General features: G+C 74.3%; 10 protein-coding genes. 7 read left to right on the top strand and 3 right to left on the bottom strand.

Going from position 1 to position 12,323, the window contains the following annotated elements; all coding sequences use genetic code 11:
• Window positions 1–103 precede the first annotated feature (103 nt).
• Window positions 104–1,624: a L,D-transpeptidase family protein gene (locus tag ACFTWP_RS28850; RefSeq protein ID WP_380267836.1), complete on the top strand. Its 1,521-nt coding sequence runs from the start codon at window positions 104–106 to the stop codon at window positions 1,622–1,624.
• Window positions 1,625–1,765: 141 nt separating this feature from the next.
• On the top strand, window positions 1,766–2,710 hold the full coding sequence (locus tag ACFTWP_RS28845) for a beta-ketoacyl-ACP synthase III (RefSeq protein ID WP_380267835.1): 945 nt from the start codon (window positions 1,766–1,768) through the stop codon (window positions 2,708–2,710).
• A gap of 446 nt (window positions 2,711–3,156) precedes the next feature.
• Here ACFTWP_RS28845 and ACFTWP_RS28840 read toward each other — a convergent pair whose 3' ends face one another.
• On the bottom strand, window positions 3,157–3,804 hold the full coding sequence (locus tag ACFTWP_RS28840) for a TetR family transcriptional regulator (protein WP_380267834.1): 648 nt from the start codon (window positions 3,802–3,804) through the stop codon (window positions 3,157–3,159).
• A gap of 408 nt (window positions 3,805–4,212) precedes the next feature.
• Here ACFTWP_RS28840 and ACFTWP_RS28835 point away from each other — a divergent pair, with 408 nt between their 5' ends.
• Window positions 4,213–6,570: a PQQ-binding-like beta-propeller repeat protein gene (locus ACFTWP_RS28835; protein ID WP_380267832.1), complete on the top strand. Its 2,358-nt coding sequence runs from the start codon at window positions 4,213–4,215 to the stop codon at window positions 6,568–6,570.
• 73 nt (window positions 6,571–6,643) lie between these two features.
• Here ACFTWP_RS28835 and galE read toward each other — a convergent pair whose 3' ends face one another.
• Entirely contained in the window at window positions 6,644–7,627 is a 984-nt protein-coding gene (gene galE / locus ACFTWP_RS28830) for a UDP-glucose 4-epimerase GalE (protein WP_380267830.1), read from the bottom strand.
• 309 nt (window positions 7,628–7,936) lie between these two features.
• On the opposite strand from galE, the gene ACFTWP_RS28825 reads away from it, so the two are divergent.
• Entirely contained in the window at window positions 7,937–8,974 is a 1,038-nt protein-coding gene (locus ACFTWP_RS28825) for a S1C family serine protease (protein ID WP_380267923.1), read from the top strand.
• Between the two features lie 236 nt (window positions 8,975–9,210).
• On the opposite strand, the gene ACFTWP_RS28820 is transcribed toward ACFTWP_RS28825, so the two are convergent.
• Complete coding sequence (locus ACFTWP_RS28820) at window positions 9,211–10,350, bottom strand: sensor histidine kinase (RefSeq protein ID WP_380267922.1); 1,140 nt, start codon at window positions 10,348–10,350, stop codon at window positions 9,211–9,213.
• A 348-nt stretch (window positions 10,351–10,698) separates the two neighbouring features.
• Here ACFTWP_RS28820 and ACFTWP_RS28815 point away from each other — a divergent pair, with 348 nt between their 5' ends.
• From ACFTWP_RS28815 to ACFTWP_RS28805, 3 genes are all read left to right on the top strand, one after another.
• On the top strand, window positions 10,699–11,115 hold the full coding sequence (locus ACFTWP_RS28815; protein ID WP_380267828.1) for an NADH-quinone oxidoreductase subunit A: 417 nt from the start codon (window positions 10,699–10,701) through the stop codon (window positions 11,113–11,115).
• Window positions 11,106–11,756: an NADH-quinone oxidoreductase subunit B gene (locus tag ACFTWP_RS28810; protein ID WP_380267827.1), complete on the top strand. Its 651-nt coding sequence runs from the start codon at window positions 11,106–11,108 to the stop codon at window positions 11,754–11,756. The genes ACFTWP_RS28815 and ACFTWP_RS28810 overlap by 10 nt, the downstream gene beginning before the upstream one ends.
• Window positions 11,753–12,323: NADH-quinone oxidoreductase subunit C (locus ACFTWP_RS28805; RefSeq protein ID WP_380267826.1), on the top strand; the 571-nt coding region annotated here is incomplete at its 3' end. The genes ACFTWP_RS28810 and ACFTWP_RS28805, both read left to right, overlap by 4 nt.

Raw genomic sequence — 12,323 nt, 5'->3', positions numbered from 1 at the left:
GCGGCCCCCGGCCCCCTCGCGGGGCCGGGGGCCGCATTTTGTGACAGTCCGACCTTTCCCGGTGGGTTTCCCAACCGCCCTCGGATTTGGCAGGATCGGCCGCATGTCCGGATCCCACCGCGCCCAACCGCTGCCCCACCCCGGTGTCACGGCCGCGGTCCCCGGGGCCCGCCGGGAGCCGGACCCGTACCAGCCCGCCGGGGCGTACCCGTCGTACGGGCAGTCGCAGCAGCCGGCCCAGGGACAGCCCCACGGCGCCTACGACCAGGGCTACCAGCAGCAGGCCTACCAGCAGTCGTCGTACCAGCAGCAGGCCTATCAGCAGCAGGCGTATCCGGCGCACGAGGCCTACCCGTCCTCGTACCAGCAGCCCTACGCCGACGGGTACCGGCAGCAGTACCCCGCCGAGCCGTACGGGCAGCAGTACCCGGGGTACCCGGCCGACCGGTCCTACGAGGCGTCGGCGTCGTACGGGGCCCCCGCGCCGTACCAGGAGCCGTACCAGGAGTACGGGACGTACGGGGACGCCGGTGTGTACGAGGTCTCCGAGCCGTACGAGCCGGGCGACGAGGTGTACCTGCGGAGCGGTGCCGAGGACGGCGACGACGAGTCCTACGGCTCCGGTGGCTGGTTCGAGCCGGTCACGCCGGACGTGCCGCACCGGTCCCGGGGCGTCCACGAGCCGGCCGACGAGCCCGGGCCCGCCGTCGTCGCGCGCGCCGTGCCCGGCGCGACGGCCCCCGGTGAGCCGCGCTCCCAGGGCCGCCGGCGCAAGGCCAAGAAGAAGTCCCACGGCGGCGCCCTGACGGCCGGTACGGCGCTCCTGCTCGCCGCCGCGGCGGCCGGCTGGTACACCGTCGGCCCGGGCACCGCCGCCCCCGCCGCCACCTCCGCCGACGGCCCCGGCCCCGACGGCCCGGACGCCGCCGCCCCCGCGCCGGACGCCGCCCAGCCGCAGAGCGCCGCGGCACCCGCCGCCGCCCACACCGGCGCCCCGGCGGCCGACCGCAGCGAGAGCCGCGCCGACGGCTCGCTCGCCGCGATACCCGGCCTCGGCGCCGCCTTCACCGCCCGGATACCCGCCACCACCAACCAGGTGGTGCTGGCCAGCGGCAAGGGCAAGGACACCAACGAGACCACCGTCACGGTCTGGAGCCGCACCCCCGAGGGCCGCTGGCTGGCCGGCGAGGCCTGGGCCGGCCACAACGCCTACAAGGGCTGGACCACCGACCACAACGAGGGCGACCTGCGCAGCCCGATCGGCGTCTTCGCGCTCACCGACGCCGGTGGCCGCAAGGCGGACCCGGGCAGCAAGCTCCCGTACGACAAGGACGCCAACTTCGTCGTCAGCGGCAAGGGATTCGCGGGGGAGTCGCTGGCCGGCTCCTTCGACTACGTCGTCGCCATCAACTACAACCGCGTGCCGGGAGTCACCCCGCTGGACCCGCGCCGGCCCGACGGCGGCGGCAAGGGCGGCGGCATCTGGATCCACGTCGACCACGGCGGCCCCACCCACGGCTGCATCTCCGTGCCGGAGGACAAGATGGCGCAGTTGCTGCGCCTGCTGGACCCGGCGGCCAATCCGGTGATCGTGATGGGCGACGCCGCCTCGCTGGCGGCCTGACCACCGGATATCGGTACCCGGCGACCCTCCTGGCGGACCGGGCGCAGCAAGGGGTGTTGTCCGGCCCCTACAGCATCCGGGGGTGGATCCTGTAGCCGGTCGCGACCGGATGACCAGCGGGTAACGGGGTTGAGTGGCTGTATGAGCGGATCCCGCATTGTTGCCCTGGGCCACTACCAGCCTCCCAAGGTCCTCACCAACGCCGAACTGGCGACGCTGGTGGACACCGACGACGAGTGGATCCGCAGCCGCGTGGGAATCCGCACCCGGCACATTGCGGAGGCCGAGACCCTTGTGGACCTCGCCGCCGAGGCGGCGCAGAAGGCGCTGGCCAACAGCGGCCGGTCGGCCGCCGACGTCGACCTCGTGGTCGTCGCCACCTGCACCGCCGTCGAGCGCAGCCCCAACACGGCGGCGGCCGTCGCGGCCCGCCTCGGCGTGCCCACCCCCGCCGCGTACGACATCAACACCGTCTGCTCCGGCTTCTCGTACGCGCTGGCGACCGCCGACCACGCGATCCGGGCCGGCGCGGCCCGGCTGGCGCTGGTGGTCGGGGCCGAGCGGATGTCCGACACCATCGACTGGACCGACCGCACCACCTGTGTGATCTTCGGCGACGGCGCCGGCGCCGCCGTGGTGGAGGCGCAGGAGGAGGGCGCCGAGCCGGGCATCGGCCCGGTGGTCTGGGGCTCGGAGCCGGAGCGCGGCGACGCGGTCGTCATCACGGGCTGGGACCCGGTGATCAGCCAGCAGGGCCAGTCGGTGTTCCGCTGGGCCACCACGAAGATCGCCCCGCTGGCCCGGCAGGCCTGCGAGAAGGCGGGGATCGACCCGTCCGAGCTGAAGGGCTTCGTCCCGCACCAGGCGAACCTGCGGATCATCGACGCCATCGCCAACAAGCTCGGCGCCCCCGACGCGGTGGTCGCCCGCGACGTGGTGGACTCCGGCAACACCTCGGCGGCGTCCATCCCGCTGGCCTTCTCCAAGCTGGTGGAGCGCGGCGAGCTGTCCTCCGGCGACCCGGTGCTGCTGTTCGGCTTCGGCGGCGGCCTGGCGTACGCCGGCCAGGTCGTGCGCTGCCCCTAGGCCGCTGGTCCCGGGTCGCCGACCCGGCGGCCCGGCGCCGCGGCCCGACCCCGCGGCCCGGCGCCGCGGCCCCGGGGCTGCACGGCCCCGTGCGGCGGGCGTGGCGCGCCCGCGGAGCCCGGAGGCGGCGTCCGCCGCCCCGGGCCGCGTGCTGCCCCTGGAAAGCGCGGAATGCCGGTGGGGGGGGCCCCGTTGGGGGGCCCCCCCCCCGCCTGGGTGGCGCCCGGGGGGGCGGCGGGGCCCCCCCCCCCCGGCCCCCGCCCCCGGCCGGCGGTGCCCCGCCAGGCGGCCGGGGGCGGGCGCTTTTCGGGTCCCGCCCACCGGCATGTCTGGCGCACTGCGGTACGTCGGCGAACCTCCCCCGAGGCAACGGCCGCCGTCCGTCGTTCCCCGGACAGGAGGCCGGGGACGTGCGCGGAACGGATGGGTGGAATAGGAGGGAGGAGCTACTTGGGCGGCTTCTTACCGGTGACGCCCAGGTACACCAGGGGAGCGAGGTTGGGCTTGAGGTCCTTGACCTTGACGCCCCAGGCCGTGAAGGCCTTCCCGTGCTCCGCCGCGGAGGCGAGCAGCGAGACCAGCGAGCCCGCCACGGCGGCCGGATCCAGCGTCTTGTCGGCCTGACCCTTGCCCTGGAGGTCCTTGACGGCTTCCGTGAGCGGCTTGGCGACCGAGTTGAGGACGGTCATGCGGATCTTGAAGAACCGCTTGTCCCCCTCGGCTGCACCGAGAGTGACCACTCGCAGAATGGCGTCGTTCTTGCGCCAGAAGGCGAGGAATCCGTCCACCAGTTCTTCCGAAGTGGTGACACCGGATTTCCCTGCCCAGGACTTTCCCGCGACGAGCTCTTTGAGCCCGTCGCTGTCCTTGGCCATTTCCTCGGCGATCTCGAGGACAGCGCCCTCGACATCCGGGAAGTACTGGTAGAAGGTCGCGGGGGAGGTACCCGCCATACGGGCGACGTCGATGACCTTGACGTCCCGATACGGCGACGTGCTGAGCATCTCGCGGAGGCAGTCGAGCAGCTTCTGCCGCGTCTCCTGCCCGCGTCGCCCGGCGACGCGACCGTCGACGGTGCGAACTTGTCCTGTCATGCCGTCAGCTTACCGTGGCACGATCTTGGCGCGATTCGGTGATGCGACTATTACTCCGCCCGGGGGGTGGTATACGGGCGCGATACCGGCCCGCCCGGATATTCACCGGGCCGTGAAGGGGCCGTTTCGGAGCCCCCCCGTGAGCTGATGACCTCACAGCGTGACGACGGGTCCGCTGAGGGACGGTCGGGTGGCGCTCCGTAACCCCGGCGGCAGTCCCGGCCCCGGCGGTGATCGCCGGAGGGCCCGTCAGAATCCGGCCAGATCTTTTGCAGTGGACGGTCGAGGGCGCACGGGACACCGGCCGGGCGCACTGGGCGGGGGAGGTTGGATCTGACCCGGGCGGCATTGGAGAATCAGGACCGGCACCCCTCTGCGGGTGCCGGGAGACGGGGAGGTGGCAGCGGAGTGGACCAGCTGACGGCGCACGATCCGAGGCGGATCGGGCCCTTCGAGGTGCTGGCGCGGCTCGGCGCGGGCGGAATGGGCCTGGTGTACCTGGCACGCTCCGCCTCCGGCCGGCGGGTGGCCATCAAGACCGTGCGGGGGGAACTGGCCGAGGACGAGCTGTTCCGGGTCCGCTTCGCCCGCGAGATCGCGGCCGCCAAGACGGTCGGCGGCTTCTACACGGCCGCCGTGGTCGACGCGGACGCCGACGCCCGGGTGCCCTGGCTCGCCACCGCGTACGTCCCCGCGCCCTCCCTGGAGGACCTGGTGGGCGAGTGCGGGCCGCTGCCGGTGGGCGCGGTGCGCTGGCTGATCGCCGGCATCGCCGAGGCGCTGCAGTCCATCCACGCGGCGGGGCTGGTCCACCGCGACCTCAAGCCCTCCAACGTCCTGGTGGTGGAGGACGGCCCGCGGGTGATCGACTTCGGCATCGCCGCCGGGGTCTCCCACACCAGGCTCACCATGACCAACGTCGCGGTCGGCACCCCCGCCTACATGTCGCCCGAGCAGGCCCGGGACAGCCGCAGCGTCACCGGCGCCAGCGACATCTTCTCGCTCGGCTCCCTGCTGGTCTTCTGCGCCACCGGGCACGCCCCCTACCGGGGCGCCAACCCGGTGGAGACGGTCTTCCAGCTGCTGCGCGAGCAGCCGGACCTCTCCGGCCTGCCGGTGGAGCTGGTGGACCTCGTCCGGGCCTGCATGCGGCCCGCGCCCGAGCACCGGCCGACCCCCGCCCAGATCCAGGCCGAGCTGGCTCCGCACCTCTTCTCCCGGGACGACGCCTCCGGTGAGGCGGGGGACTGGCTGCCGGCCAACGCGCTGGACCTGATCGAGCGCAAGCGCAGCAGCCGCCGGCCCGTCGCGCAGGCCCCCGTCGTGCCCGCCCAGCCGGCCCCCGCGCCGCCGCAGCCCCAGCCGGTGGCCGCCCCGCAGCCGCCCGGGCCCGCTGACCCGCGCACCGCGCAGCACGGGCGCCCCGCGCAGCAGCCCGGGCGGACCGGACCGGTGCGCGCCCCGGCGCCCGCCCCCCTGCCCGGCACCGAGGCCGCCACCGAGAAGATCGCCGCCCGCCGCCACCGGGCCCCGGCCGGCGAGAGCGCGGTCGAGGTGCGGCTGCCCGGCGCCTCGGTGCGGATAGGCCCGGGCCCCCGGGCCGAGCAGGGCGCGGACGGGGCCGCCCCCGCCGAGACGGACTGGGTCCGCCGGGCGGCCGTCCCGCCGCCGGCCAGGGCCACCCGCTGGCGCCCCTGGCGGTTCCGGATGTCCAACGACGTCTGGGGCACCCCGGTGGTCGCCGACGGCACCCTGTTCGTCTCCAGCTTCGAGGTGCACGCCCTCGACATCGGCACCGGCGAGCGCCGCTACAAGACCCGCGACGTCGCGTGGGCGATGGCGGTGGACTCCGGCCGGGTGCACGCCGCCGACGGCCCGCACCTGTACACCGTGGACGTCGCCGACGGGACCGAGCGCTGGCGCAACTCCCTCGACGGCTGGGTCTTCTCGCTGGACGCCGCCGACGGGGTGCTCTGCTGCGGCATCCGGGGCGGCGGCGTGCAGCTGCGCTCGGCCGCCAACGGCGCCGAGCTCTGGCGGGCCGACGACGCCCAGCAGGACTACGAGAACCCGCAGTCCGGCCCGGCGCTGGTCGGCGGCGCCGCGTACTACTACGGCGCCGGCCGGCTGCGCTGCGTGGACCCGCGCGGCGCCGGCCTGCGCTGGTCCTTCCCGGTGGGCGAGGACGTCCCGTCGCGGCCGGTCGAGCGGGCCGGGGTGCTGTACGTGACGGCCGGCACCCGGGTCTACGCGCTGGACACCGCGTCCGGCGCCGAGCGGTGGCGCTTCGAGGCTCCGGTGGTGCTCTTCACCCCGCCCGCGATGGACGCCACGGCGGTGTACGTGGCCGACTACCTCGGCACCGTCTACGCGCTGGACGCCGCCACCGGCCGGGACCGCTGGCGCGGGCGCACCGGCAGCCGCCAGGGCGCCGAGCCGGTGATCGTGGCCGACGGCACCGTGCTGATCGGCAGCGGGGACCGCCTGCACGCCTTCGACACCACCACCGGGCAGGAGCGCTGGCGCTACACCGCCCGGGGCGAGATCGTCGGCTCGCCGGCGGTCGCCGACGGCCTGGTCCACCTGGGCAGCCGGGACCACTCGCTGCACACCCTGGACCTGTCGACCGGTCAGCTGCGCTGGGAGCTCGGCACCAAGGGCGAGCTGACCGGCTCCCCGGTGGCGGTCGGCGGCCGGGTCTTCGTGGGCAGCAAGGACCGCTGCGTCTACGCCCTGGACGCCTACTACGGCACCGCGGTGCCGTAGGCCGCCGCGCGGCGGCCCACGGCGCAGGGGGCGGGTCCGTGACCGGGTGCCCGCCCCCTGCGCGTCGCGTCGGCTACCTGCGGGCCCCGGGGTGGCGGCTGCACCAGCCGTCCCACGCGGAGGACACCATCTCCTCGACCCCGTACCGGGCGCTCCAGCCGAACTCCTTGTGGATCAGGTCGGCGGAGGCGACCACCCGGGCCGGGTCGCCGGGGCGGCGCGGGGCGATCTCGGCGGTGGTGTCGTACCCGGTCACCCGGCCGATCACGTCGAGCATCTCCCTGACCGAGACGCCCTCGCCGCGGCCGATGTTCAGGACCAGCGAGGTCGCTCCGGCCGGGTCGGTGCTCAGCCGGCGGGCCGCGGCGACGTGGGCCGAGGCGGTGTCCGAGACGTGGATGTAGTCGCGGACGCAGGTGCCGTCCGCGGTGGGGTAGTCGGCGCCGAAGATCCGCGGGGCCCGGCCGGCGGTGAGCCGCTCGAAGACCATCGGGATCAGGTTGAACGCCCCGGCGTCGGAGAGCTCCGGCGAGGCCGCGCCGGCCACGTTGAAGTAGCGCAGCGACACCGTCGACATGCCGTAGGCCCGGCCGGCCGCCGCGACCAGCCACTCGCCGGCCAGCTTGGTCTCGCCGTACGGGTTCATCGGTTCGCAGGGCGTCCGCTCGGTGACGAGGTCGACGTCCGGCATGCCGTAGACGGCGGCCGAGGAGGAGAACAGGAAGCGCTCGACGCCGCCCTCGGCCGCCGCCTCCAGGACGGTCTGCAGGCCGGTGACGTTCTCCCGGTAGTAGACGAACGGCTTCTCGACGGACTCGCCGACCTGCTTCTTCGCGGCGAAGTGCAGGATGCCCTCGACCCCGTGCGCGCGGATGGCGCGGTCCAGCGCGCCCCGGTCGAGGATCGAGCCCTCCACCGCGGCGACCCCCGCCGGCAGCCGGGTGCGGTCGCCGGTGCTGAAGTCGTCGAGGACGGCCACCCGCTCGCCGGCGTCGATCAGCTGTCGCAGGACGTGCCCGCCGATGTATCCGGCCCCACCGGTGATCAACCAGGTCATACCCGAATCCTAGGCGGTCCGTCCGAGGGGGGCGGTGCGGGTGATCGGCTCGCGCGGGTGGCGACCGGGCCGACACGCCGGGCGAGTCGGCGCGCCGATTCGGACAAAGAGGTGAAATGCTGACAAAAATCGGCCCCCGTCCTCGACCTGAGGAGCGTTCCTCCCCGGGCCGGGCCGCGTGCGTACGGAACCGGAGGCAGCCAGGTGCACCCCAAGAAGGAACCCACCCGCCCCAACCCGGCGGGCCCCCGGCCCACCGGTCCGCGCGCCCCCGAGCGCCGGCCGGTCGCCGCCGTCGCGGCCGTCGCCCTGGCCGCCCTGGTGCTGGCGGGATGCAGCAGCGGCTCCTCCTCCACCTCGAACACCTCCTCGCCCGGCGCCTCCTCCAGCGGCTCCGCCTCGGCCGCCGCGGGCGGCCACCAGCTGCAGTCGGACTACGAGCGGGTGATCGGCGACGTCCTGCCCTCGGTGGTCCAGATCACCACCGCCAACGGCCTGGGCTCGGGCATCGTCTACGACGACAAGGGCAACATCGTCACCAACGCCCACGTGGTGGGCACGGCCACCGCGATGACCGTCACGCTGGCCAACAGCACCAAGACGCTGGACGCCACCCTGGTCGCCAGCTACCCGGACTCCGACCTCGCCGTGATCAAGCTGAGCAGCCCGCCCGGCGGCCTCAGGCCGGCCGTCTTCGCGGACAGCAAGACGGTCGAGCTCGGCCAGATCACCCTCGCCATGGGCAGCCCGCTCGGCCTCGCCGGCAGCGTCACCGACGGCATCGTCTCGGCGACCGGCCGCACCGTCTCCGAGCCCGGGACGGACGGCTCCGCGGGGGCGACCATCGGCAACATGGTGCAGACCTCGGCTGCCATCAACCCCGGCAACAGCGGCGGCGCCCTGGTCAACCTGGACAGCAAGGTGATCGGCATCAACACCCTCGCCGCCACCGAACCCGAGGGCACCGGCGGCGTCGCCCCGGGCATCGGCTTCGCCATCCCGTCGTCCACCATCACCAGCATCGCCGACCAGCTGATCAAGAACGGCAAGGTCACCAACTCCGGGCGGGCCGCCCTCGGCATCACCGCTCGGACCTTCTTCGACGCCGACTTCAAGCCGGCCGGCGCGGTGATCGTCAGCGTGGTCGCCGGCGGGCCCGCCGCCTCGGCCGGGCTCCAGGTCGGGGACGTCATCACGAAGCTCGGCGACACCGACATCACCACCCTGAACTCGCTCACCACGGCGCTGGCCTCGCTGACCCCGGACACCAAGGTCACCGTCACCTACGTCCGGGACGGGCAGTCGAAGACCGCCGACGTCACCCTCGGCACCCTCCCCACCTCCTGACCCTGCCGGCCGGACCGGGCACCCCCGGGCCGGCCGGCAGCACCAGCCCGGCCCCGGCGGGCCGTCCGCGCACCGCGCAAGGGTCGCGGACCCCGCCGGGACCGCCCCCGCCCCGTACGCCGGTGCGGACGCGGGGTCGGCCGGGACTTCGCCACTGCCTCGGCGAAGTCCCGGCCGTTCCGATGCCCCTGGGTCACCACCGGTGGACCGGCGCCGCGAGCGCTCGGCACCGGCCGTCAGACCCGGCGGGCCGTCCTGGTCCGCCACGGCAGTTCGATCGTCACCGTGCTCGGGCCGCCCACCGGACTCTCCACCAGGAACACCCCGTCCACCGCCCGGATCCGCTCGGCCAGCCCGGCCAGGCCGCTGCCGGGGTAGGGCGCCGCGCCGCCCTTGCCGTCGTCCTGGACGAGCAGCATCAGCCGGTCCGAGGCCCGCCAGACGTCGACCGTCGCGGTGCGCGCCCCGGCGTGCTTGGAGACGTTGGTGAGCAGCTCGCTGACGGTGAAGTACGCGATGCCCTCGACCGCGGAGTCCGGGCGCTCGGGGTCGGCGGCGCCCTCGCGCAGGTCCACGTGCACCTTGACCCCGCCGGGGACGGTGCAGCGGGCGGCGACCGCGGAGAGCGCGGCGTCCAGGCCGCGGTCGGTCAGCACGGCCGGGTGGATGCCCCGGGCGAGATCGCGCAGCTCCTGGAGGGCGAGCTTCACCTCGCCGTGGGCGGCGCCGACCATCTTCGCGGCGGCCTCCACGGCGGCCGGCGTGGGCTCCTCGGTCAGCTTCTCCTTGGCCAGGCCGAGGTCCATCGACAGGGCCACCAGCCGGGCCTGCGCGCCGTCGTGCAGGTCGCGCTCGATCCGGCGCAGGTCGGCGGCGGCGGTGTCGACCACCGTGCCGCGGTCGTCCTCCAGCTCGCGCACCCGTCGGGACAGCGCGTTCGGGGCGAGCAGGCTCTCCAGCAGGATCCGGTCGACGGCCGTCTGCAGGCCCACCATCCACGGCAGCACCGGCCAGCCGACCAGGAGGAAGACCAGCGTGGCGGTGAAGCTCAGGATCCCCCAGGGCAGCAGCAGCACGTGGTAGAGCGCCGAGCGCCAGCCCAGGCCGTCGGTGAGCGAGGCGATGGCCCAGCCGGTGACGCCCGGCCGGGCGGGCCGCAGCGGGTCCGGCTCGCCCACCTCGGCGCCGGCCGAGCGGCCCCGGGAGCGCGCCACGGAGCCCAGCCAGCGGCAGCCGGCCAGTCCGAGGGCCAGCAGCGGCAGCCCGACCACGGTGACCGACAGGGCCAGTCCGAGGCAGAGCAGCACCACCGTGAAGACGAAGCCGGCGATCCCCAGCGGCAGGTTCAGCAGGAGCTGCAGGACCTGCCGCCACATCTGCCCGCCGTACGCGGGCACGCGCTCACCCCGGGCGTCGCGCAGCCGTACGGTGTCCACGGCGCGGTGGAGCAGAGGCTTCATCTGGAATCTACCGTCCCTCTCGGTCAAGCTCGTGACCCCAGCATCCCGGGTGGCCCGCGCGCCGGGCCATGGGGGTGATCCGTGTTCCCGCCCGGGGGTTATCCCCACCCCCGGCGTCTTGCGTGCCGGGCAGGGTACGGGACTCGGCGGCCCTGCACTTAGACTCACGCCGTAACGATGGTTATGGGTGTGCAAAGAACGCGGTAGTACGGTCTCCCGGGAACCCTCAGGGGCCGGGAGCACGGCCGATGTGGAGGCGAACGCATGAAGGGGCAGCCGGTAGCTGCCGTCGCGGCCGACCCTGCGGTGGGCAGCGGCTACTTCGACGCGTACGCGGCGGTGGGCCTGCTCGCCGTCGTCGGCGTGCTCTTCGTGGCCGTGGCGTTCTCCGCCAACCGGCTGCTGCGGCCGGCGGTGTACTCGCCGGAGAAGCTGCTCGCCTACGAGTGCGGCGTCGATCCGGTCGGTGAGGACTGGGCGCACACCCAGATCCGCTACTACGTGTACGCGTTCCTGTACGTGATCTTCGCGGTCGACGCCGTCTACCTGTTCCCCTGGGCGACGGTCTTCGCCGCCGCAGGGTACGGCGCGGGCACGCTGGTCGAGATGTTCGTCTTCATCGGCTTCCTCGCGGTCGGCCTGCTCTACGCCTGGAAGAAGGGCGTTCTGGAATGGACGTGACCCACAGCCACCCGCACGGCCACTCCCACGGTGGCGCCGACGCCCCGGGCGCCGTCCCGCTCGGCATGCCCGACCCCGCCCGCCCCGGCGCCCGGGCCGAGCAGCCGCGGCTGGGCCCGCTCGCCAGGCTGGCGCCGGACCCGGTCAAGGTGGTGCTCAACTGGGGGCGTCGCTACAGCCTCTGGTGCTTCAACTTCGGCCTCGCCTGCTGCGCGATCGAGTTCATCGCCGCGTCGATGGCCAAGCACGACTTCATCCGGATGGGTGTCATCCCGTTCGCGCCCGGCCCGCGCCAGGCCGACCTGATGATCGTCTCGGGCACGGTGACCGACAAGATGGCACCCGCCGTCAAGCGCCTGTACGAGCAGATGCCCGAGCCGAAGTACGTCATCTCCTTCGGTGCCTGCTCCAACTCCGGCGGCCCGTACTGGGACTCCTACTCGGTCACCAAGGGCGTGGACCAGATCATCCCGGTCGACGTCTACGTGCCGGGCTGCCCGCCGCGGCCCGAGGCACTGCTCCAGGGCATCCTCAAACTGCAGGAGAAGATCGCGGCCGAGTCGCTGCCGGAGCGCTACGCGGCCCCCGTGTCCGCGCTGCGCCGGCCGCTGGTCGCCGGGCCGGAGAGCGGGCGGACGTGAGTTTCGAGCAGACCCCCGAGGAGCTCGCGGCGTCCCTCGGCACCTGGGCCACGGCCACCGAGGCGTACGAGCTGATCACCGTCGACGTACCCGCCGAGCACTGGATCGAGGCGCTGACGGCCGCCCGGGACACCCTGGGCCTGAGCTACTTCGACTGGCTGAGCGCCGTCGACGAGCTGGCCGACGGCTTCTCGGTGGCCGCCCACCTGGCCGCCGTCGGCACCGACGGCGTCCGGCACCTGCTGGTCCGCACCCGGGTGCCGCGCGAGCGGGCCGCCCTGCCGACCGCCGTGGGCGTCTACGCCGGCGCCGGCTGGCACGAGCGCGAGACCAACGAGATGTTCGGCGTCGACTTCACCGGTCACCCGCACCTGGTCACCCTGCTGCTGCCGGAGGGCTTCGAGGGCCACCCGCTGCGCAAGGAGTTCGTGCTCGCGGCCCGGGTGGCGAAGGCCTGGCCCGGCGCCAAGGAGCCCGGCGAGTCCGAGGGCGACGGCCCGGCGCGTCGCAAGATGCAGCCCGCCGGCGTGCCCGACCCGAACGAGTGGGGACCGCTCAAGGGCACCC

The organism is Kitasatospora sp. NPDC057015, assembly GCF_042673745.1.
Lineage (GTDB): Bacteria > Actinomycetota > Actinomycetes > Streptomycetales > Streptomycetaceae > Kitasatospora.
Note: the sequence above shows the minus strand (reverse complement) of the source record. Positions and strands in the feature narration are given on the sequence as shown.